This window comes from Virgibacillus oceani, from assembly GCF_014638995.1.
GTDB lineage: Bacteria > Bacillota > Bacilli > Bacillales > Amphibacillaceae > Virgibacillus_E > Virgibacillus_E oceani.
The window spans coordinates 92274-115287 of record NZ_BMFR01000002.1; the positions used below are offsets into that span (position 1 = coordinate 92274).

23 protein-coding genes, 1 other RNA gene, 1 pseudogene and 1 riboswitch are annotated in these 23014 nt (G+C 36.6%); of the genes and pseudogenes, 3 read left to right on the forward strand and 22 right to left on the reverse strand.

Annotated features, from left to right (window positions below; all coding sequences use genetic code 11):
• Window positions 1–35: 35 nt before the first annotated feature.
• The 4 genes from IEV74_RS03990 to IEV74_RS04005 form a co-directional block, all read right to left on the reverse strand.
• On the reverse strand, window positions 36–1223 hold the full coding sequence (locus IEV74_RS03990) for a hypothetical protein (protein WP_188454054.1): 1188 nt from the start codon (window positions 1221–1223) through the stop codon (window positions 36–38).
• The gene (locus IEV74_RS03995) at window positions 1213–2424 is read right to left on the reverse strand and encodes a DUF58 domain-containing protein (protein ID WP_188454055.1); all 1212 of its coding nucleotides are present in this window, start codon (window positions 2422–2424) and stop codon (window positions 1213–1215) included. The genes IEV74_RS03990 and IEV74_RS03995 overlap by 11 nt, the downstream gene beginning before the upstream one ends.
• Window positions 2421–3365: an AAA family ATPase gene (locus tag IEV74_RS04000; protein ID WP_188454056.1), complete on the reverse strand. Its 945-nt coding sequence runs from the start codon at window positions 3363–3365 to the stop codon at window positions 2421–2423. The genes IEV74_RS03995 and IEV74_RS04000 overlap by 4 nt, the downstream gene beginning before the upstream one ends.
• 141 nt (window positions 3366–3506) lie before the next feature.
• A complete protein-coding gene (locus IEV74_RS04005) occupies window positions 3507–4793 on the reverse strand; it encodes a hemolysin family protein (RefSeq protein ID WP_188454057.1) in 1287 nt (428 codons plus the stop codon).
• A 364-nt stretch (window positions 4794–5157) separates the two neighbouring features.
• Between IEV74_RS04005 and IEV74_RS04010 the strand changes: the two genes are divergently transcribed.
• Window positions 5158–5742 (forward strand): YitT family protein, encoded by a 585-nt coding sequence (locus IEV74_RS04010; RefSeq protein WP_188454058.1) that lies wholly within the window; start codon window positions 5158–5160, stop codon window positions 5740–5742.
• 86 nt (window positions 5743–5828) lie between these two features.
• Here the strand turns inward: IEV74_RS04010 and IEV74_RS04015 are convergent.
• The 12 genes and pseudogenes from IEV74_RS04015 to IEV74_RS04070 form a co-directional block, all read right to left on the reverse strand.
• Window positions 5829–6010, reverse strand: a pseudogene (locus IEV74_RS04015) (BCCT family transporter); the annotation flags it as partial.
• A gap of 320 nt (window positions 6011–6330) precedes the next feature.
• Window positions 6331–6918, reverse strand: a complete 588-nt coding sequence (locus IEV74_RS04020; protein WP_188454060.1) for a nitroreductase family protein — start codon at window positions 6916–6918, stop codon at window positions 6331–6333.
• Between the two features lie 371 nt (window positions 6919–7289).
• Window positions 7290–8465, reverse strand: coding sequence for a C40 family peptidase (locus tag IEV74_RS04025; RefSeq protein WP_188454061.1), 1176 nt, complete (start codon window positions 8463–8465; stop codon window positions 7290–7292).
• A gap of 324 nt (window positions 8466–8789) precedes the next feature.
• Entirely contained in the window at window positions 8790–9422 is a 633-nt protein-coding gene (locus IEV74_RS04030) for a response regulator transcription factor (RefSeq protein WP_188454062.1), read from the reverse strand.
• Complete coding sequence (locus tag IEV74_RS04035; protein WP_188454063.1) at window positions 9415–10458, reverse strand: sensor histidine kinase; 1044 nt, start codon at window positions 10456–10458, stop codon at window positions 9415–9417. Before IEV74_RS04035 ends, IEV74_RS04030 begins: the two co-directional genes overlap by 8 nt.
• Window positions 10455–11186, reverse strand: a complete 732-nt coding sequence (gene liaF / locus IEV74_RS04040) for a cell wall-active antibiotics response protein LiaF (protein WP_188454064.1) — start codon at window positions 11184–11186, stop codon at window positions 10455–10457. The genes IEV74_RS04035 and liaF overlap by 4 nt, the downstream gene beginning before the upstream one ends.
• 104 nt (window positions 11187–11290) lie before the next feature.
• Entirely contained in the window at window positions 11291–11926 is a 636-nt protein-coding gene (locus IEV74_RS04045) for a PspA/IM30 family protein (RefSeq protein WP_188454065.1), read from the reverse strand.
• A gap of 14 nt (window positions 11927–11940) precedes the next feature.
• A complete protein-coding gene (locus tag IEV74_RS04050; protein ID WP_188454066.1) occupies window positions 11941–12291 on the reverse strand; it encodes a lmo0954 family membrane protein in 351 nt (116 codons plus the stop codon).
• A 167-nt stretch (window positions 12292–12458) separates the two neighbouring features.
• Window positions 12459–13064, reverse strand: a complete 606-nt coding sequence (locus tag IEV74_RS04055) for a DedA family protein (RefSeq protein WP_188454067.1) — start codon at window positions 13062–13064, stop codon at window positions 12459–12461.
• 297 nt (window positions 13065–13361) lie between these two features.
• A complete protein-coding gene (locus IEV74_RS04060; RefSeq protein WP_188454068.1) occupies window positions 13362–14651 on the reverse strand; it encodes a nucleobase:cation symporter-2 family protein in 1290 nt (429 codons plus the stop codon).
• A gap of 1 nt (window position 14652) precedes the next feature.
• Window positions 14653–15231: a xanthine phosphoribosyltransferase gene (locus IEV74_RS04065; protein ID WP_188454069.1), complete on the reverse strand. Its 579-nt coding sequence runs from the start codon at window positions 15229–15231 to the stop codon at window positions 14653–14655.
• A gap of 141 nt (window positions 15232–15372) precedes the next feature.
• A riboswitch (purine riboswitch) is annotated at window positions 15373–15474 on the reverse strand.
• A 139-nt stretch (window positions 15475–15613) separates the two neighbouring features.
• A complete protein-coding gene (locus tag IEV74_RS04070) occupies window positions 15614–16192 on the reverse strand; it encodes a DUF1836 domain-containing protein (RefSeq protein ID WP_188454070.1) in 579 nt (192 codons plus the stop codon).
• Between the two features lie 104 nt (window positions 16193–16296).
• Between IEV74_RS04070 and trhA the strand changes: the two genes are divergently transcribed.
• Window positions 16297–16944 (forward strand): PAQR family membrane homeostasis protein TrhA, encoded by a 648-nt coding sequence (gene trhA / locus IEV74_RS04075; protein ID WP_188454071.1) that lies wholly within the window; start codon window positions 16297–16299, stop codon window positions 16942–16944.
• Between the two features lie 43 nt (window positions 16945–16987).
• Here the strand turns inward: trhA and IEV74_RS04080 are convergent, their stop codons facing one another.
• The 3 genes from IEV74_RS04080 to IEV74_RS04090 all read right to left on the reverse strand — a co-directional run bounded on the left by IEV74_RS04080 (window position 16988) and on the right by IEV74_RS04090 (window position 19017).
• Window positions 16988–18067: a M42 family metallopeptidase gene (locus IEV74_RS04080; protein ID WP_188454294.1), complete on the reverse strand. Its 1080-nt coding sequence runs from the start codon at window positions 18065–18067 to the stop codon at window positions 16988–16990.
• Between the two features lie 100 nt (window positions 18068–18167).
• Entirely contained in the window at window positions 18168–18299 is a 132-nt protein-coding gene (locus IEV74_RS04085; RefSeq protein ID WP_188454072.1) for an anti-repressor SinI family protein, read from the reverse strand.
• A gap of 100 nt (window positions 18300–18399) precedes the next feature.
• The gene (locus IEV74_RS04090; protein ID WP_188454073.1) at window positions 18400–19017 is read right to left on the reverse strand and encodes a TetR/AcrR family transcriptional regulator; all 618 of its coding nucleotides are present in this window, start codon (window positions 19015–19017) and stop codon (window positions 18400–18402) included.
• Between the two features lie 240 nt (window positions 19018–19257).
• Between IEV74_RS04090 and IEV74_RS04095 the strand changes: the two genes are divergently transcribed.
• Window positions 19258–20844, forward strand: coding sequence for a peptide chain release factor 3 (locus tag IEV74_RS04095; RefSeq protein ID WP_188454074.1), 1587 nt, complete (start codon window positions 19258–19260; stop codon window positions 20842–20844).
• A 169-nt stretch (window positions 20845–21013) separates the two neighbouring features.
• On the opposite strand, the gene ssrA is transcribed toward IEV74_RS04095, so the two are convergent.
• The 3 genes from ssrA to zupT all read right to left on the reverse strand — a co-directional run bounded on the left by ssrA (window position 21014) and on the right by zupT (window position 22848).
• Window positions 21014–21379: a transfer-messenger RNA gene (gene ssrA, locus IEV74_RS04100) on the reverse strand.
• A 119-nt stretch (window positions 21380–21498) separates the two neighbouring features.
• Window positions 21499–21966 (reverse strand): SsrA-binding protein SmpB, encoded by a 468-nt coding sequence (gene smpB, locus IEV74_RS04105; protein ID WP_188454075.1) that lies wholly within the window; start codon window positions 21964–21966, stop codon window positions 21499–21501.
• 72 nt (window positions 21967–22038) lie between these two features.
• Window positions 22039–22848: a zinc transporter ZupT gene (gene zupT, locus IEV74_RS04110; protein WP_188454076.1), complete on the reverse strand. Its 810-nt coding sequence runs from the start codon at window positions 22846–22848 to the stop codon at window positions 22039–22041.
• Between the last annotated feature and the right edge of the window lie 166 nt (window positions 22849–23014).

Below are 23014 nucleotides of genomic sequence, written 5' to 3' on the forward strand. Positions count from 1 at the left end.
GACTAGTATAAAAAGAGTTATGGGAAATGTCAAATCTATTTTTCTAACCTTTCTTCAACCTGCAGCAGCTGCTCTCTTAATGTATTTACTTCCTGATCACTTACATCCTTTTCCCCGTATCTAACCTTTTGATAGACTGTTAAATAATTATCAATTCCTAAACGTGCAAGCCAATCCTCAACCGTTTCAAATGGGCTTCTTCCATATCCATTTTTAAGTGCCTTTTTTTCAAAATTATAAACTAGTTTTCTTACTGGGTGACTTGGTTTTCTTTGTGCTGCAACTATTTTACTTATGAAACTCCTGTTATCTCTTTGTTTATCATCCAGATTTCCATAAACAATCGCATCACTTACATCTGCTTGATCCGCGATTCTAAATTTTTTGTTAAAAAATCTAATTGCCAATATAATAATAATGGCTGCGATAGTAAGAGATATTGTCCAATAAATGTATGGCATGATTTCCTCAATAAGTGAGGTGTTACTGCCCTGCTGCAGTTCGTTTAACTGTTTTTGCTGCTGTTCCATTGGTGTTTCACTGCCTGGAAGCTGTACCTTATTAAAATCCAAAAATTGAAAAACAAAGGCAACCTTACTTGCAGCCACCGCTGCTGCATAGCTTAACCCCTCACCGATTTTCAAGAATAAATTCCTGCCAGGATCAAATAGCAGGAAAATAAGAACGGATCCCATTGACAACATGAATCCAATGTAAAGCCATAGTTTGTTATCAAACCGTTTCCTCTCCTCCTTTTGTATAACAGTCAAATGACTGCTGATATACCCGACAATTAAAAATAAAAACTGTAAAAACGCATAAAGGATAATCTGATACTCATTGATTAAAAGCATTAGACCTGTTGCTAGTACCAGTGTTATTTTTATATAACCCATTTCCCGATTCAGAACAGTTTCATTTCGAATATTGATGAAACGCCATGCCAACGCAACTGAAAATACAATACCCATGAACAATGGATAGTCACTTGCATAGAAAATTACAATGAAAAATGGTGCTGAGATGATATACCACATATAGCTGTTGCTGATCTTAGTGAAAATCAAATATATCATGCAAATTCCACTAGCTATCACGAGAAAGCTTCCATATGGAACTAACTTAAAATGATAATACATAACAGGAAGACAGACTAAAAACAGGAGAATTGCTTCACTCATAAAATGATATGCATAAGTTATATTTGATTGTTTAGTTTGCATGGTTAATCACGTCCCTTACCAAACGTTTCAGACATGCTTCATCTTCCATTTGTTCTAATTGAAAAATATTCTTTTGTGTTTGCTTCCATTTGCCGATAATTTGATTCACTTCGTTCGGAATTTGCCCAATTAAAATAATTGTTTTTGGTTTATAAAACGTTTGCCCAACACGGTGAAGCATTTGATTAAGCGGAACAATCATAGATTGCGAACGAATACGCGCTAACATTTCCAGTGCATGAACGTAATGGGCTTTTCCTTCTCCTTCAGGCAAGTTCATATAAGGCGTACTCCCCGGCTTTCTAGCGTTAATAACCATTTCAAACGGATAGCCCTTTTTTGTTGCATATTGACATAGATAGGCGGTATACGACAATAATTTTTCCATGTCTTTATGAAGCATATTTAAACTGTGCTTTGTGCTTAGATTGACGATAAACAGATAGGACATATCAACTACCTTATCGTAAACATTAGTTTGTAGTTCCTGCGTTTTGGCAGAAGCCTTCCAATTAATTTGATGAAAAGGGTCACTATAACTGTAATCTCTTGTACCACGCGGGCTATGCACATCCTCAAATGGGGAAAAGTTCGTATGTTGTATACCTGGTGTGACATAAGAAATTGCCTCAATCCCTTTCACTTGAATCGGTTCAGGAAATACGACATATTCCAGTTGGTAGAACGGATTATATTTTAATGTTACAGAATCAAAATTAAATAAATGCGGAAATTTGTAATTAATATTTTTTATTTTTGACGTGCCACGCTGTTTAGCTTTGATTGGCAGTTGTACTGTAACCTTGCCTTTACCAACTACAGACAATGGCAGCGAAAACTGGTTCCAGTATTTACTCGATGATTCAACATATTTAGTTGCTTCAATAGACTGTTCTGTTTGAAATTGGAATTCTCCATTTAGAATGGGAAAAAAGGAACGGTTTTGAAATTCAAACGTCAACTCCAGTTCGTCACCGGGAAACATTCGTAACACCCGATGGCTATTTTCAAGATACAGTTTATCCCCAATCCGTTTATCATAAAATTTATTCAATAATAGATATGCAGTAAACAATCCAACTACAATAAACAGAATCGGTTTTTTAAATAAAAATCCAAGCACAACTAATACTACAATTGCAGCTAGTAAATAGTCATAGTTTTTGTCATTTGATATGCCAAATTCCTTTTGCCATATCATGCTTGATCTACTCCAACTTCAACAGGTACAGCTACATTTGATATAATTTCATTGACAATTTCTGCTGCTGTTGTCTTAATTGATCCTTCCATCGTTAATATCAAACGATGCTCAAACACATACGGAGATAATACCTTAATATCTTCTGGAGAAACATAATCTCTATCAAGAAGATACGCCCTTGCTTGTGCTGCTCGCATCAATGCTAGTGACCCACGTGGGCTAATTCCAAGTTCTATGTCTGTGTGAATACGTGATTGCTGAACAAGTGCGACTAAATAATCTGTTACAGCTTCAGATACTGTTATATGCTTGATATCCTCTTGCAGCATTCGTATATCTTGTACCGATAATGATGATGATACCGATTTATATGGATCGTTCGTTCGATATGTATGTAAAACACGCTTTTCCTCTTCACTTGATGGGTAACCCAAGTCAATTTTAAACAAAAATCGATCAAGTTGCGCCTCTGGTAATGGAAAGGTTCCATAATTGCTCTCCACAGGATTTTGTGTTGCAATAACTAGAAATGGTGCATCCACCTTTATTGTTTCTCCATCAATTGTTGACTGATGTTCTTCCATTACTTCCAAAAGGCTTGATTGTGTTTTTGGAGTTGCGCGGTTTATCTCATCCGCTAATAAAATATTTGCTGCAACTGGGCCTACTCGCAGCTCAAATTCCTGAGTCTTCGGATTAAAAAAACGAATTCCTGTTACATCACTTGGCAAAACATCCGGGGTAAATTGTACCCGGCTAAATTTCCCGTCGATAATTTTAGCAAAGCTTTTTGCTAGTTTTGTTTTACCAGTACCCGGAACACTTTCAAGCAGCACGTGTCCCTGAGAGAGCAATGCTATAAATAATAAATCGACAACTTCTTCTTTACCGAAAATAATACCATTCAAATCGGATTTTGCTTGTTTAATTTTATCCATATCTACCTAACAACCTTTCTCTCTATTTTGCTATAGTTTTTTGACTATTATCATTATTATTACATACTTATTGAGAACTAGAAAGGTTTCAAAAAAGACAAACCCAAACCGGATTTGCCTTTTTCATTAGTAAGAAAGTGCTTATGCATTTTTAATTATTTTAACTTTCTTGATCTGGTGTCCGTCAATTTCCTCAACAATAAATTGATATCCCTCATGTTCTGCGGTTGTTCCTTTTTTGGCATCAAGGTTGTTTGTAATGACCCAACCGCCAATTGTGTCAACATCCTCTTCCTCTAGGGCTGTATCCAGAAGTTCATTTATATCATCTAAGAGTACCTTTCCATCAACCATAGTGGTTGTGTCATTAACTTTTTCAATCATTGGTTGTTCATTAATGTCAAACTCATCACGGATATCTCCAACAATTTCTTCTAAAATATCTTCAACAGTTAATAAACCAGCAGTTCCACCATATTCATCAATGACAATCGCCATATGAATCCGTTCTTTCTGCATTTTGATTAGAACCTGTTTTATCGGTGTCGCCTCTGACACATATATGATCGGTCTAATAAATTTTTCAATAGACTCATGGCCGTTTTCGATATGCCCCGTAAAAATTTCCTTAAGATTCACTAAGCCAATAATATGATCCTTATCTCCATCCGCTACAGGGTACCTTGTATACTGACCTTCTCGGATAACATCTACGTTATCATGAAAGCTATCCTCTTTAAAAAAACAGATCATTTCCGTTCGGGGTGTCATAATTTCTTTTGCTAAACGGTCATCAAACTCAAAAATGTTATTAACATAAGTCATTTCCGATTGATTAATTTCTCCGCTCTTATAGCTTTCCGAAAGGATTAATCGTAATTCTTCCTCGGAGTGTGCTACCTCATGTTCTTTCATAGGTTTAAATCCAAAAAGCTGAATTAAAAGTCTTGCCGAACCATTTAATGCCCAAATAAATGGGTACATAACTTTGTGGAACAGCATCAACGGTCTGCCCAGCCACAATGTAATTGCTTCTGCTCTCTGAATGGCAACTGTTTTCGGTGCTAATTCACCTACAACAACATGGAGAAAAGTTATAAGAATAAACGCGATCGCTACCGATATAGCATGGGAAACCGCAGAATTAATATCCAGTTTATCAAATATTGGTTCTAAAAGACTGGCAACGGCCGGTTCACCAAGCCATCCTATCCCCAATGCTGTTACCGTTATTCCCAATTGACAAGCAGATAAATAAGCATCTAAATTATCAATTAACTTCCTAGCATGAACTGCATTTTTATTTCCTTCTTCAATTAAATGGTCAATACGTGTTGTTCGAACCTTAACAATCGCAAATTCGGTTGCCACAAAGAAAGCTGTTAAAAAAATCAATATGGCAACCATAAGTAAATTAACTATTTCCAATTAATACCTCGTATCTTAAGAAACGAGGATTTCACCTCCTGATTATTAAAAAATACCGCGCAAATATTTTGTTAATATACTTATACCTCTTTAAAAATCACACGATCTAAACGTAAATGATTCAAAAAAAGGTTAGTATAAGAGACTTGGTTCATCACCTTCTCCCTTACTGGCATATTAACTGTATTTTCTATTACCTTCCCATCTGAATCACCTACTTTCTATAGAGAATTATATGATACTTATACTATCTAGTCTACTTATATCATTTACATTTTTGAACAATGCAAGGATAAATTTCTCGTTTTTCGCATATCTATTCATATATAAGCATTTGGACAAGTCGAGTAGGTGAATAGTTCGTATGATCCAAAAAATATTATCTGTATTTATCGGAAGTACATTTGTAGCAGTTGGAATTAATTTATTTCTGATCCCAAATCATTTACTAGATGGAGGTATTATCGGACTAGGGTTGATTGCCAAATATACTTTGGGGTTAAAACCCGGTTTAACTATAATTATTTTAAGTCTTCCATTGTATTTGATTGCATGGTTTCTTTATCGTACCTATTTTTACAATGGACTCCATGGACTTTTATTTTCTTCACTTCTTATAGACTACTTCCACCCTTTATCCCACATACAAACTGCACCAATTCTAATCAGTTCAGTAGCTGGCGGTTTTTTAATCGGTACCGGTATTGGGATAATGATGGTAGCAAACATTAGTACAGGGGGCACAGATCTTTTAGCATTAATGCTATCTAAAGTAACTTCCCTAAATGTAGGAATATATATTCTTCTTATCGATAGTATGGTGATTTCTTTTGGATGGCTCGTAATTCAAGAGGCAACGGTAACTTATTCCGCCATCTTGGTATTGATGGTTGGATTAACCACTTATTGCATTACCAGTTATTTTAAAACGGACGGGAAAAGCAGCTGAATGCACAGCTGCTTTTCAGAAGAATCATTTATCTTTTTTTGTGGATGGTTCATTCCTTATCATTCTAATAAACTGAGCTACGATAAGTAGAAAATTGTCCAATCACGGACCCATGTATCACCGGAATATGGTGTTAACCTTAGACTATATTGAACAAAATTTGTAAAATAATCTCCTAATCCTAGAACAAACGAATCTAATATAAAAACAGTTGGACCAGAAAGAAAACAAAAACGAGCAATAAAAGACATAGCCCAAGATTTAGATGTACTGTGGAACATTTGTAATATACCCGTAATTTATTGCGCTAAACTTTATTTTCAATACTTAGTAAAATTTTATACCTATTTGTCTTAAACCAGTACAATGCAAATCGGAAGGCGTAGTATTTACGGTCTGCGAGAGCAAAGAGCGTCCAAAATGATGCAAAATCACCACAAGCACTTACGTAGTAGTTTACGGATAATTAACAGTAAAAATTTCGAATACCCAAAAAAATATCCGAACTTATACAAATTCTATTTTAAGAATTCATAGTTCGGATTTCTTTTTGACTAAAATACATATGTCCCAGCAACTTTTTAATAATTATTTCTCTTGAAATGTACCTTCAAACATAAACGCTCCCACTTCATTACGGTCAGATGGCTTCTCGCGTTCTTGATATTGTTCGAGCAATAAATCTTTTTCCCCCTGATATCCCAAAGCAATTATTGCATGGATATCATAGTTCTCAGGGATATTTAATACCTTTTTTGCTTTTTCATGATCAAATCCACCCATTGCATGTGAAACAAGTCCTTTACGTGCCGCTTCTAATGCTAGGTAGCCCCAGGCAGCTCCTGTGTCAAACGCATGTGAAGGATTATGTCCACCAGTGAATGTTGAATCGGTTTTGGAAACAACTGCCACTAAAACCGGAGCTTTCTCACACCAAGCAATGTTTCCTTCATATATAAAGGAAAGAAACTTTTTACGTTCCTCCTCGTTCTGTGCAGTGATAAATCTCCATGGCTGAATGTTTGCCGCAGACGGTGCCCAGCGTGCGGCTTCAAAAACACTGTAAAGAATATCTTTAGGTACTTCTTTGTTCATAAAAGCTCTAGGTGACCAGCGCTTGACATAGATTGGATCGATATCATGTGCTGCCTTACGAAACTCTTTTACTTCAAACATTGATGACTGCCTCCTTATCTCTATATGATTTGCGAGAAAAAAGTTCCGTAGCTATTATACTAGTTAAACTTACTTTTTAAAACCCTTTTACCATTTGTAATAGATAATATTAAGTTTACAAACTCAGAAGACGTAATCACCAAAGAGATAGAAAAACTATACCTTCAATATGTCATCCCGTATAAATGGAAAGATTCAGGAGAGATGCCCGGCGGGAAAGTATGAATAAACAGCTTTACCGGAAAGCGTAGTATATACGGGCAGCGGTGATAGGGAGAAGCATCACAAAATGTCTATATCCATTAACGGATACTAAAATTCATAAAAGAAACCGTATAACTTCAATTAAGAAGTCATACGGTTTCACTATATTATCTTACACGTCTAACATGTCCTGCAAAATGATTTTTCCAATAACCGCTTGTCATGTCAGCAACTGCTAATCCGGTTGAGTTTTGTGAACCGATAAACTTACCGCCGCCAACGTAGATACCGACATGTCCGTTAGTCTTGTATGTGTTAAAGAAAACTAAATCACCTGGTTGAATATTACTGTAAGAAACCTTTGAACCAGTATACTGTAATCCTGCAGTGCTGGATGGAATTGAGATTCCTGCTTGTGCAAATGCCCATGATACGAAACCTGAACAATCAAATCCACTTGGTGATCCTCCACCCCAAACATATGGTACGCCCAGATATTTATATCCTGCATTAATTGCTGTACTTAAACTTCCGCTGCTTGCCTTTGCTGGGGCTTTACTGCTTAATTGTGTCAGCTTGCCGCCATCTGAAGATTTGCTAGCTGCAACACTTCTATTAACTTCTGCCTGAATAGCCGCCAAATTACTATCTTTAACCTTCAGCTCTGCCTTTAAATCTTTCAAATCTTGCACTTTATCTTTTAATTCTTCTTTTTTCTTTTCATTTTGTTTGCGTTGTTCAACAATTAAAGACTGCATTCCTTCAAGTTCAACCTTCATGTCTTTAAGTCCATTAAGCTTCTTCTTTACTTTATCTTGTTTTTCTTCCAATTCTGCCTTAGCTTCTTCCTGCTGTTTCATCAAATCTGTATCAGAATCGGCAATTTTTGAAACTGCAGATACACGGCTGATAAAATCACCGAAATCCTTCGAGCCGAAGATTACTTCTAAATAGCTGATGTCACCGCCACTTTGCTGATAGGAAACAATACGATTTCGTAATATCTCATAGCGCTTTTCAATTTCCGCTTCAAGTTTTACTATCTCTTTTTCTAGTTTATCCACTTCTTTTTTAGTAGAAGCAATTTTATCTTTTGTTTCTTTCATTTGCTTTTCATTTTCTGCTAGTGCATCATCTACTTGATTAATTTGCTTTTCAAGATCTTTAAGGTCGACTAGTGCGTCTGCAATTTTTGCTTCTGCATCTGATAAATCAGCTTTGATTTCCGAACGTTCATCACTAATTTGTGAAGCAGATCTTTCTGCATATGCTGTACCTGTTAAAAATGTACTAGACAAACCAACCACCGCTATTGTGGTTATTACGACTGATTTCTTCAACATTTTCTCCCCGCTTCCCCATTACACGCCACAAATCTATATGTATATTTTCATTTCAGACGTGTTTATTTTTTATGTAAAATTAATTCTATGTAATCTAGTAAACTATCTTAGGTAATTAGTAGTATAACATCATAAAATGACAATTATGTAATATGAATATTACAATTATGTTTCAAAGGCAACAATTTTTTACATTCATGTCGAAATATCCCTAGTTCTGAAATTATGCCATGAAGAAATGCCCGCTTCTACAGGCTATACAATCTTGTTATATAATTTTCCGCTAAAAAACAGTGTTTAATCTATACGATTAAACACTGTTTTTTAGCGGACTAAATCATGTTTAAATGCGTAAATAACAGCTTGAGTGCGGTCTTGTACTTCTAATTTTCCTAGTATATTACTCACATGTACCTTAACCGTTTTCAATGCAATAAACAGTTGATCAGCAATTTCCTGATTTGTTCTTCCTTCAGTAATAAGCAGCAGGATTTCCATTTCCCTGTCTGTTAATTGACTGTGCAGCTCCTCGTCCGGCTTTCTCCGCATCCGTGTCATTATCTTCCCTGTAACTTCGGGCTCTAAAATCGATTGTCCCTGGTAGGTAGAACGGATTGCTTTGGCAATTTCACCCGCTTTTGATGTCTTTAACATATAACTAGTTGCCCCGGCCTCCAGTGCTGGATATACCTTCTCATCGTCGAGAAAGCTTGTAACGATAATTATTTTTGCTTCTGGCCATTTTTCAATAATTCGTCTTGTTGCCTCAATACCATCCATTTCTTTCATTACAAGATCCATTAAAATAATATCAGGTTTCAATTCCAGCGCCTTTTGTACTGCCTCACTGCCATCATCCGCTTCAGCTACAACCTCAATATCGGATTGGGCAGAAAGATACGCCGAGACACCGATTCGTACCATTTCATGATCGTCTGCAAACAATACCTTAATCATTACGCTCATCCTCTTTATTTATTCGTGGTACCTTGACCTCTAGCTGGGTTCCTTGGTCTGGTAAGCTGATAATCTTAAACGTTCCACCAACCTCATAGGCACGTTCGCGCATATTTTGAAGTCCATATGAACTCGCACGAGCTTGTTCTACATTAAACCCTATGCCATTATCGGCTACACGCAAAATGATTATATCATCGCGTTCGATTAATAATACACTTAGTTTTGTTGCATTTGCATGCCTCAATGTATTAGAAATAGACTCTTGAAGAATCCTAAACAGCTGATCCTCGATCCCCTTAGCAACCTCAAATGACTCAACCTTCGTGTCAATTTCCATAGGAACCTTTTGTGTCAGCTCTATCAAAAGTTCCTCAACACCCTTTTGCAGCGATTTCCCTTTTAGTGCTACCGGTCTGAGATGGAGAAGCAATGCACGCATTTCAAGCTGTGACTGGTGAATCATTCTCTCAACCGTCAATAGCTGTTTTTTTATGGAATCATTTTCTGGTGGATTTGCGTCATTAATCGCTGACATCATCATAGAGGCAGCAAATAATTGCTGACTTACAGAATCATGCAATTCACGGGCAAGACGATTTCTCTCTTGAACAACAACTTCCTGAAGACTTTTTTCCCGTTCATTAGCACGCTCTGTTGCCAAACGCTGCGCATGCTCTGTTTGTATCATAAATTTTTCCTGTATTTGTTCAATTCGTTGCTTAATAGTGTCTAATTCTTTATAAGGTTCTTCATCATTAGATAACCTTTGGCCTTTAACAACTTCATCGAGTTGACGGTCGATCCAATGGAAGCGCTGGCGCCAATACCAGCCTGTTGTAACCCCGATTACGACACCCGCGAGAACCGGAACAATAAATAATAAAAAGATGAATGGAATACCCGAAATGGTTCTTTCAAAGAGAATCGACCAATTATCAAGCGGAAATGTAAATATGGTTAATCCAATTACAATAATTGTGACAAATACACTAAATAATACGGCTGTGACAACATGACGGGCCATCATACTCATATCCGCTTCACCTCGATGTCTCCCGAAACTAACGAGGTAACAATTTTGATTCGCGGGTATGTTGTATCATAATTTTCCGTTTGGTATAAAAGCGTCTGATTCATTAAATTCCAATGCTTTTTTCCAAATATATGCGCACGTCCAAAGATTGAGCTGTGATTGATGCTAACTTCAACTTCATATGGAACGTAAATTTCAATATTTCCAACAAAGTGGCGAATCGAAATTACTGAGGTATCATTTGGCAGAACCGTATTGCTTAAATCAATTACACGATCACCGTAGATGCCATGAATATTAATATCCTGCCATTTGTACGCATGTTCAGTTGTTTTCTGGTCGCCAAACAATCGATGCTTAAACATTGGATCGATTCGTATTACTGGTTCTGCAGTTGAATCGTTTGGTGAGAGGATATATGGATTAATACGATCTGGATCCTTTTTTGTTCTTGAAAAGTCTATTATAAATAATACAATGCCAGCAACAATCAGAAAGCGCACTGCCAGCATATTAAACACTGATAATACTGCGCCGATTATGCCAATCCAAAAAAAGAATTTTCCCCATAAGTGATTAAATTTCTTCCAGCCAATATAGATCAGCAACCCTGAAAATAATGCCGAAAAAATCATGCCCCCATGAAAAAAGGCAATTTCTAAAATAAAGAGGATCACCCCGATAATCATGATCCAATTTAGTGTATCCGTCGACAGTCTGCGAAACATTTTGGGTGACCCCCTTTCCTTATGTAATCATACAGGCGCAAGGATTCATGCGCCTGTATAGTATATCATGATTTGAAACAATACTCATAATAGGAAAGTGACCTTTAATTAATTTTCTCTTTATCTTGCATTTCTTTTTCCAGGCGGGCAATTTTACTATCAAATGTGCTGCGGTAGTAAGAACTATTCACCTTATATTCAAGTCCCTCAATGTAATTTTCCAATTCTTGAAATCGTGAATATGGTTTGTCAGATGATTCTTCAATTACCTTATTAATTTGATAGTTTGCGTGTGCAACATTCTCACGACCCATCAGTTCCATTCTGCGCAAATGCATATCTTTCAGTTTATGTTTCATTTCCTCATATTTTTGCTCTAACCCTTCAAGCTGCTTAACTGCTTCTTCGCGTAATGCTTTCATTCTGTCTGCACGCGCTTGATATTCTTCATGTTCCTTTAATGCAAACTGATGAAGCTCTTCTTCTCCCGCTTTCTCGGCAATAGACGCTTGTTTTAACCGTTTATCAGCGAAATCTTTTGCCTTGTGATACTCACTTGTAAATTCATCCTTTAGCTTATACTGACGTTCAACAAGCTTTCTCACTTTTTCCTTTTCCTGTTCACTTTGACGTAAGTATTGATTCAAAGCTGCGATTGGATTTTTTTGTTCCTTTTGATCTAACATACTGTGTAAGTCTGCTGAAACGGAATCCTTGATACGTGTAAATAAATTTGCCATGTAAATCGCTCCTTTTAATAATTATTAAGCTCTTGCCATTGTTTTTCAAAATTTGCAAAAGGATCATCGTTTACTACTTCCTGCTCGGAACTACTATCTTTTTTCCAATTCTTGAAAATCATATATAACACATATGCCGCTGCGAGACCGATAACTGCATATACATTTGATAACGCAATTCCTAGAACAAAAAGCCCTGCAATTACCCAGCCGATTTTCCCAATAACGGAATCACTCTTTACAAACTGCTTAAAAATTACATAAAGCAGCAAAACACTGACACCTAGCAAGACCATTGGACCTAAACTGCCAAGTAGAATGAAAAGGGCTATTAACCCTCCAACAAATAACATAAATTTCTTCATGTATTTCTGCCTCCTTTCCTTATCTTGACTTCATCTTACCTTGAATTTGGATTTCGGATAATGAGCCTGAGCAATATTTTGAACTAGGACCTAGGACGTATTGTAGATTAATACCAAATGAAACAAGGGGTCCATCAGTTGATGAACCCCTTGTTTACGTTCAATTGCTATCTTTTTTTCTTTCGAATGTACAAACCGAGCAACAAAATAATTCCAGCACCAATCAATATATATACTAGGTTTGAATATATATCCATGAAACTAAGAATGTCTTCCCAAGATTCACCCAGCACAACACCGCATAACACCAGTATTATGTTCCAAATAAATGTACCAATAATGGTAAACAATAAAAATAAACTAAATTTCATGTTAGACATGCCAGCGGGGATCGAGATCAAGCTGCGAATAAGCGGGATCATTCTGCAAAACAAAACTGTCCAATAACCATACTTATCAAACCACGCGTCGGCCTTTCGAATATCACTTTTCTTCACTCGTATAATATGCCCGAACCTATCCACAATTTTTTCCATCCGTTCTACATCAACCAGAAGTCCTATCCCATAGAGAATAATCGCTCCTAAAATAGATCCGGTAGTTGCTGTTACAATAACGCCTAAAATGGAAAGGTGTGTATACGTGGTTAAAAATCCACCAAAGGGAAGGATTATTTCAGATGGAATTGGCGGAAATAAATTTTCCAGGGCCATCATTAGGAATATCCCCAGATAGCCAAATTGCTCCATAATATCTGTGATCCAGGATTGCATCGTACACCCCCGTTATAATTTGTCCACTTATCCAATACTATGATTATATATATTTATTCATTACCTAACATTTTACTGAAAAATTCTCAAACAGTAAATTCAATTTTCTCCCTCTCCAAGCAATGTCCCTCCAAATTAAAACAAGCTTCTTGTTTGTTTATGCTTTGTGAGATAACATATTATGACAATCTAAATTTTTCGCAATATAGCAGCATAAATCACAATGCCAGCACTTTTTTCCATTTTAAAGTGTGACATTGTGACTTTTAATAATTAAACATTCCAATGTTTACTAATTTATGATGCTTCCTTCTCAACCAAATTTCTAACCGCTTTTCTCGATGGAATCATATTGAAAACAATATTTAAGACAATTGCTGTTACACTGCCTGCTACGATTCCATTGCTTGTTAAAATTTGAATGCTTGATGGGAACTGTGCAAATAATTCAGGTACAACCGTCACCCCTAGTCCCATACCTACCGAGCATGCAATAATCATCGAGTTACCCTGTGAATCTGAGATTACATTGCTTAGCATTTTAATCCCTTGGGAAACTACCATTCCAAACATTGCTATCATTGCCCCACCTAATACTGCTGTTGGAATAATCGTTGTCAATGCAGCAATTTTTGGTATAAATCCTAATCCGACCAACATAATACCTGCAACAAAAATTACTTTACGGGACTTGACACCTGTCATTTGGATTAATCCTACATTTTGGGAAAAGGCAGTATACTGAAATGCGTTGAATATCCCACCAAGCAAAATTGCCATACCCTCTGCACGGTAACCTTTAGATAAATCATTTTCATTCAGCTTTCTATCTGTTATATCACCAAGCGCAAAATAAACACCAGTTGATTCAACCAATGATACCATTGCTACCAAAATCATTGTTAAAATAGCTGACCATTCGAACGTTGGTGCTCCAAAATAAAATGGTTGGACCATGTGAAATAGTGATGCGTCAGATACTGCAGCAAAATTCACTTTTCCCATGAACGCTGCAACTATAGTGCCAACAATCAGGCCAATTAAGATTGAAATAGATCTTATAAAGCCTTTGGAAAATCGATACAATACAATTATAAAAATTAATGTGCCGAAAGCTAATGAAATATTTGAAAGCGAACCAAAATCACTTGCACCTTGCCCCCCTCCCATATTATTGATGGCAACAGGAATCAATGTAATCCCGATAATGGTTACAACAGAACCAGTTACGACTGGCGGGAAAAAGCGAACCAATTTACCAAAGAAACGGCTTATCAAAATTACGAATAGACCTGAAACAAGAATCGAACCATAGATTGCTGAAATACCATATTCACCACCAATTGCAATCATTGGACCAACAGCTGTAAATGTACAGCCGAGAACAACCGGAAGACCAATTCCAAAAAAACGATTGCTAACAACTTGTAAAATTGTGGCGATACCACACATCAAAATATCTATCCCAACAAGATAGGTCAATTGCTCCGAAGTTAAACCTAATGCTCCGCCAACAATAAGTGGAACTAAAATCGCACCTGCATACATTGCAAGAACATGCTGAATACTTAGTGCCGCTGTTTTCATTTTACTGTTCCTCCTTAAAGGTAACTTTACCATCTGTTAATGAAGCAATAGCTGCTAATGATTCCATATGAATACCACGTTCCCTGATCAATCTTCCACCATCTTGGAAACCTTTTTCAATTACAATCCCAACCCCGGCTAACGAAGCACCTGCCTGTTCAACTATATTTAAAAGTCCCTGTACTGCTTGTCCATTGGCTAGAAAGTCATCAATTATAAGTACAACATCGTCTCGAGTAATGTAATCCTTCGATGCTGAAATTTCACTTGTCTCATTTTTTGTGTAGGAATATACCTTTGCTGAATATAGATGATCAATTAATGTAAGTGATTTGCGTTTTCTTGAGAATACTACAGGTACACCTAATTTCAATCCTGTCATTATCGATGGTGCAATACCTGACGATTCAAGAGTCAAGATCTTTGTAACACCCAAATCAGCAAACCTTCCTGCAAATTCCTCACCGATGCACTGCATCAATTCAGGATCAATTTGATGGTTCAGAAACGAATCTACTTTTAGGACGTTTCCTGGCAATACCTTTCCTTCTCTTAAAATCTTTTGTTTTAAAAGTTCCATTTGTATCTCCTTCCCGGAAAATAAAAAAAGCCCTAAGACCTCGTCTCCACGTTAACTATGAGTGGAGCGTCGTCTTTCCGAGCTTTAAGGAAATTCGAAAGAGAATGAAAAGATTATACCTAACCATAGAGGCATATCTACTCACCATTTATCGCTGCTCATAGTCGGTTTATTTACGGTAAACCGGTAGAAACTTGCAGGCCATATTCCCGCGATTATATGATTATATGAAATTAGAATGTTACTAGTATAGCACTTGATCTATGAAAAACAACCCCAATAGCAATAAAAAAACTATTTGAATAATTTTTGAATTTTATCGTGTTATTTAGAAAATAACCCTTGCGTAGACAGCTTAGAATGGGGATTCGATCTCCTTTTTTCAAGCATCCTGTTCTTTTCCTATCTCGTCCACTATTTTTTCAGCTGCCTTCCGATATAAATTGCTCATGTTTATTAAAGAGGTAATCAATAGTAATTGTTTCAAATAAACGGAATCCTTATCGTCCAATTTATCTATTTCTTCTTTCACCTTGTTTGTATTTTCTTTTACATCGTCAACAAATTTAACCGCGTTAGCCTCGGCTAGATGAAGATAGCTATTATATAACTTTTCTATATTAAATTCAGCTTCAGGAACCTTTTTGTTTAAGTTTTCCAATGTTAGCTTTATATCGTTAATTGATAAGGCACCTTTTAGCTGATAAATTATGCTTATTAATATAAGGTGTTCTTTTGAATATTTTTTGTTGTTAACTGGGAAAAATAACTTTCCTTTAGCATAATTGTTTATCATTGTTTTTGTTAAAACTTTTTCATCTGCATTTCTTTTTTGCCCCTCATATTTCTTTTCAAATAATTGAATGACCTGATCCATATATAAGTCAATATCTGGAATGTCATCAAGTGTTAAATGATTATCAATAGGTGCGTTTGCTATAAGTTGTTCAATTTTATCCAATGCCAAAACTCCAATTTTTTTATTTCAAGTACGCTTGACTATATAATAACATACCTTTATCATTTAATATAGTATTAAAAACTACATGGGAAGGTGCTAATAAATTGAATACGTACATTCGTGAACCTATTAATGGACTTACACATTTGTTTGGAGCGATTTTATCATTTTTTGGATTGCTGGCTATGGTAATTAAAGCATCTTTAGTTACGGAATCTGCCTTTGCAATTATGGCCGTTATTATTTTCGGTATAAGCATGATCCTATTGTATGCAGCATCTGCCACCTATCATATGGTCATTGCAAAAGAGCAAGTTATTGCTTTCCTAAGAAGAATTGATCATTCAATGATTTTTGTACTTATTGCTGGTACGTATACACCATTATGTATCATTAGTCTAAATAGTGTAACTGGCTGGGTTCTGTTTGGAATCATACAGTGTCTTGCACTAGTTGGAGTCGTTTACAAGTTAATTTGGTTTCGCGCACCGCGATGGTTATCAACGTCCCTATATATTGCAATGGGCTGGATAATCATACTTTTCAGTTCATCCCTTACCGCTGCAATAGGAACCAATGGAATGCTTCTATTGATTCTCGGAGGAATAGCATATACAATTGGTGGAATTATTTATGGGGTAAAGCCTAACTTTTTATCGTTTAAACATATGGGCTTCCATGAGATATTTCATATTTTCATATTAATTGGCAGCCTATTTCATTTCGTGTGTATATTTAATTATGTCCTGTAATGCGGAAAACGAACCTCCTGATAGGCAGGTTCGTTTTTTATTGTTAGTATGAAACAAGCTTTGACAAAATGTAGTGATACAATAATTGTTCTGTGTAGTCCAATGACGTTTCATGCGTTCGTTCAAATGCATGTGAAGAATCAATTCCCGGTCCGATAAGTCCGTGAACAATATCGTGCCCTGCCCTAATGGCCGCGGACGCATCAGAACCATAGTACGGATATATGTCCAATTTATAGTCAATACCGTTTGCATTTGCAAGCTCAACAAGGTGCTTACGTAATCCATAATGATAAGGACCGCTTGCATCTTTCACACAAATCGAGACAGTATATTCGTCAGTTGATTGTCCATCACCCATTGCTCCCATATCGACCGCCAAATATTCAACGGTTTCTGGGGTAATATTAGAATTTCCTCCATAGCCAATTTCCTCATTATTTGAAATAAGAAAATGCGTTGTATATGGCAGTGTAATGTTTTCTTCTTTCAATCTTTTAATAAGCTGTAACAGTATAGCAACACTTGCTTTATCATCTAAGTGACGTGATTTGATGAACCCATTGTCAGATATTTGCACACGAGGATCAAATGAAACAAAATCCCCTACCTCAATTCCAAGTTCACGAATAGCATCCGCATTTTCAACCTTTGCATCAATCCGGACTTCCATATTTTCCTGATCGCGCTTTGCATTACCAGCATCTTTATAAACATGGACAGAGGTTTGGTGCATTAGAATTGTACCCGTAATAATTTCCCCATTTGATGTGTGAATCTCACAATACTCTCCCTCAATTGAGTTGTACTTAAATCCACCTATAAGGTCAAGGCGAAGACGTCCGTTGCTTTTCACTTCTTTAACCATTGCACCTAGTGTATCAACGTGAGCAGTTAACATTCTATGTTCGTTATCGTTTTCACCAGGTAAAGTCGCAATTAGTCCACCTTTGCGATTCCGTTGTGTTTCTACATTTAAATTCGTTAAAAAATCTTCTACATGCTGGATGACCTTTTCTGTATAGCCTGAAGGACTTGGTATAGAGACCAATTGTTTAATAAGATCTTTCGTTTCATTTACATTCGGATATGTATTCAAAATAATTGCCCCTTTCAAAATCATTAATAACATTGTATCGCTATTTACGAAGACTAACAACAAAACAAATCAAAAAAAGGCTTCCACACACGGGAAACCAAAAATTTTATCAAGCGCCATTTCATCACTGTTGTTGTATTTTGTCCACGCTTTTATTCTGTTCCAAAAATGCTCTGACCTCAGCAGGAGTAAGACCAAGGTGTTTAGCAGTTAAAATAAGTTCAATCCAATCTTCCTGAAGCTCTCGTCTATCCATTTCCTCAATCGATTTAATTATTATAATCAGCCCCCTTAATTTTTATAATGAGGAAATATTATTTAAAGAATCTTTGTTTTTTTCTCACAACCTAGCATTTTTACTCGTATACAGAACTTGCTTTATTCCCCATAAACATTCCATACAACAATAAATGGACTACTTCATTTGCAAGCTCCTTAGGTTCCTTTAACCCATTAAGTAATTTTGTCGCGGTTAGTCGCTCAATAATTCCTGTTAAACTTTCCGCCACTATATCCATATCAATTTCGTTACGGAAATAGCCCTCTTTTTGTTCATAAATAAGGTTTTGAGCTATTTGCTTAGATAACTCTTCTTTCATATCCTCTGCATCTGAAGCAACAAAAAGTCCAATTCTCGTTAAATTAGCATGGTTGGCGAAAAACTGAAAAATTGCTACCAGCTTTGCTTTTATCATATCGGAAACATTATTTAAATTAACCTGTGATTCAAGCCGGCTATTTCTAACGAGATCGAACAGGCTTTCGTGAAACATGTCTACCAATTCCTGAAAAATCGACTCTTTGTTTTTAAAATATAGATAAAATGTAGGCTGGGTTACACCAGCTCTCTGAACAATAGTACTGATTTTTGTTTTATAATAGCCTTTTTGCGCAAACTCATCCGCTGCAATATCTAGTAATAACTCTCTGCTCCGTTCACCGTTTGCTCCCTTTTTTCTCCCTCTGGTACTCAAGAATGACAACTCCAAGCTGTATGTATTTATATTACTATTGAGTAGTATACTGTATAACGAACAAAATATCAAGTGTAATTTTCCGAATTGATATAAAAATTAAATGTTTTTCTTATCAATGGAAAAAGAATATAATTTGTAATAGAAAAAACATCCCATATAAAAGGAGAATTATTCCAATGTAAATCCCACCTGTCCATAAATGTATAGAAACTAACTAATAAGGAAAGGGATTTTTTTATGAGTCTACATGAAGAAGTTAATAAAAGAAAAACATTTGCTATTATATCGCATCCAGATGCGGGTAAAACAACGTTAACGGAACGGCTGCTTTTGTTTGGAAATTTAATTCGCTCGGCTGGTACGGTTAAAGGAAAAAAGTCTGGAAAATATGCAACATCTGATTGGATGGAAATTGAAAAGCAACGTGGTATCTCTGTAACCTCAAGTGTGATGAACTTTCCATATAAAGATTACCAGGTAAATATACTGGATACACCCGGTCATGAGGATTTCAGTGAAGATACGTATCGGACGCTTACTGCCGTAGATAGTGTGGTAATGATTATTGATGCGACCAAAGGAATAGAAGCGCAAACAAAAAAATTATTCAAAGTATGCCGAATGCGCGGAATCCCAATTTTTACGTTTATCAATAAACTGGATCGTGAAGGGAGAGAACCACTCGAATTACTAGAAGAAATCGAGGAGGTTTTAGACATTGAGACCTATCCAATGAACTGGCCGGCTGGAATGGGGAAACGATTTCTTGGTATTTTTGATCGAAATGATAAGCAATTTGTTCAGTTTAATGGTAATGGGGAAGAAACATATATATCATATACCGATTTGGATAAACCTGAACATCGGGAGTTAGTTTCAAAGGAAGCATACCAATTAGCAGAAGACGAACTATTGTTATTAGATGAAGCCGGAGATGGATTTTCATCGGAATCGGTTCTTAATGGAGAACAAACCCCTGTGTTTTTTGGAAGTGCTCTAGCACCTTTTGGAGTTGAAACTTTTTTTGATACATTTATTTCTATGGCACCTGCACCAAATCCAAGAAAATCAACCGCAGGAGTCGTGCAGCCTGACAGTGCTGATTTCTCTGGATTTATTTTTAAAATCCAGGCTAATATGAATCCTGCTCATCGTGACAGGGTCGCATTTTTGCGTATATGTTCTGGTAAATTTGAGCGTGGCATGAATGTAAAATTGGCTAGAACAAATAAAGCAATCAAGCTTGCTCAAACCCAGCAATTTGTCGCATCGTCCAGGGATACAGTGGAAGAAGCTTATGCAGGTGATATTATCGGTATTTATGATCCGAATGTTTATCGGATTGGCGATACGTTAATCGAAGGAAAAAAACAATTCGAATATGATGAATTACCACAATTCCCGCCAGAATTATTCAAAAAAGTATCCGCTAAAAACGTTATGAAGGCAAAACAATTTCGAAAAGGCATTGAGCAGCTTGTACAAGAAGGAGCAATCCAGCTTTATAAAGACCACCGCAGTGAATTTAATATATTAGGTGCTGTAGGAGAACTGCAGTATGAGGTTTTTCAGCATCGGATGAAAAATGAATACAATGTAGAAGTCATGTTTGAATCAATTGGGGAACGCATCCCGCGCTGGTTAAAGGATGACAAGATAGATAAATCACTTTTTGATGAACGGAACATTTTAGTTAAAGATCGCGAGGATAATTACGTTGTTTTATTTAAAAATGACTTCTCGTTAAAGTGGTTTCAGGATAAACATCCTAAAATTGAATTGATTGATTTGTTAGAAGTGAATGCCTATAATCAGGTGAATTAATACAAGAAAATATTTAGATACACAGGTTATCTATTCATCCTGAAGCTAAATATTAATTATCATGATAGTAAATTTCTATTATCTATGTCCCATATCTAAAAGCATAAGCATTCCATTTAGAATGCTTATGCTTTACATCACAAAACAAAAAAACCACCAACATATGTATTGGTGGAGACGGTGGGAATCGAACCCACGTCCAGAGATATCGCCACTCAGGCTTCTACACGTGTAGTTGGTATATTATCATTCACTAACCCAAAGGCCTGCCAACAGGCTTAAAAGGCAGCTAGTCTGATTGGTTTCAACTATCATCCTCAGACGGCGAATGACAGTATAGCCCGCTTCATTTGAGACCCTTCTATCTGCCACACGGGCGATAGCAGGAAGGATCGCTTAGCAGTGCTTACGCAGCTGCTAAAGCTGGTTGATTATTAGTTTTGCCAGTTATATTTAGGCGAGTAACGTTTTACGAGCCGTAACCTCGACGCGCAACCTGAGCTCGATCTACCCCTGTCGAATCCGTAACGTCCCCGTATAAGAGAAACGCTCGGGGTTTAACGAGCAATTATTTAGATGAAGTATCATCTAACGACATTTCCTATTATATCATATATACCGCTAAATTCAAGAGGTGGAAGGATTTACAAGCTATTACCTGTAATCGCGATCCTTAATTGCCCGATCAATATCCCGTTTCATTTGCTTCTGCTTCAAATCTTCTCGTTTATCGTATTTCTTTTTCCCCTTGCCAAGGCCAATCAGTATTTTAGCAACACCGTTTTTGATATAAACTTTTAACGGAACAAGTGCATAGCCTTGCTGCTGTGTTAGACCAATCAGTTTATCAATTTCTTTACGGTGCAGAAGCAATTTCCGTGTTCGGGTTGGGTCGTGATTAAACCGATTACCTTGCTCATATGTTGCGATATGCATATTGATCAGCTTAACTTCACCCTTATCAATTCTCGCATGTGAATCCTTTAAATTTATCCGGCCAGCTCGGATTGATTTAATTTCCGTACCTTGCAATACGATGCCTGCTTCATATGTCTCTTCAATAAAATAATCATGAGATGCTTTTTTATTTTGTGCGATTGTTTTTCCGATTCCTTTTGGCATTGCCGGTTCCTCCTACTACTTCGTGAACCTTATTTTACCAAAGATTATCTAATTAAGCCAACATCACAAAAACTAAATAAACAACAGCAAACTGATTGCCATCAATACCATACCACCGATTAAACCATAAATGGACATATGTGCCTCATCGTAACGTTTCGCCGCTGGTAATAACTCATCTAAAGAAATAAATACCATAATTCCAGCAACAGCCGCAAATATGACTCCAAAGACAACATCATTTAAAAATGGCATTAAAATTAAAAAAGCAAACAGTGCCCCGACTGGTTCTGCTAAACCTGATAAAAAGGAGAGCTTAAATGCCTTCTTCTTATCATTCGTGGCGTAATAAACTGGAACAGACACAGCAATCCCCTCTGGAATATTGTGAATTGCTATCGCTACAGCAATCGCAAAACCCAATGCAGGATCCTGTATGGTTGATGCAAATGTTGCTATGCCTTCTGGAAAATTGTGAATACCAATGGCAAGTGCGGCAAAAATCCCCATCTTCATTAAGTCGGGATTATCTACCACTTTCCCTGGATTCTTCATATCTTCAACCTTTTTCAATTCATGTGGATTCGATTGTGATGGGATAAACCGATCAATTAAAGCAATCAGCAGCATTCCTGCGAAGAACGAGCCTGCCGTTAACCAGCTTCCGCCCTTATCACCTAACTCTCCAATTAATGCATCCTGCGCTTTAACAAATATTTCAACCATCGAAACGTAAATCATAACACCAGCTGAAAATCCCAATGCAAAGGATAAGAACTTTGTGTTGGTTGTTTTAGCAAAGAACGCCAGCAAACTTCCAATTCCCGTTGCCAGCCCTGCAAACAATGTAAACAGAAATGCAATAATTACTTCTTCTGTCATTCCTCGCGCGCCCCTTTTTTGTACATGTTAATCAAAGTTTCCTTAGGCAAATTTTTTTAGTTATAGGTACATCTTATTCGATTGCCTAACAGAATGCAACTAAAATTTTTCCAAAATAAAAAGATTAATTCTGCAGGATCCACCCGTTAGAATTAACCTTTAATAT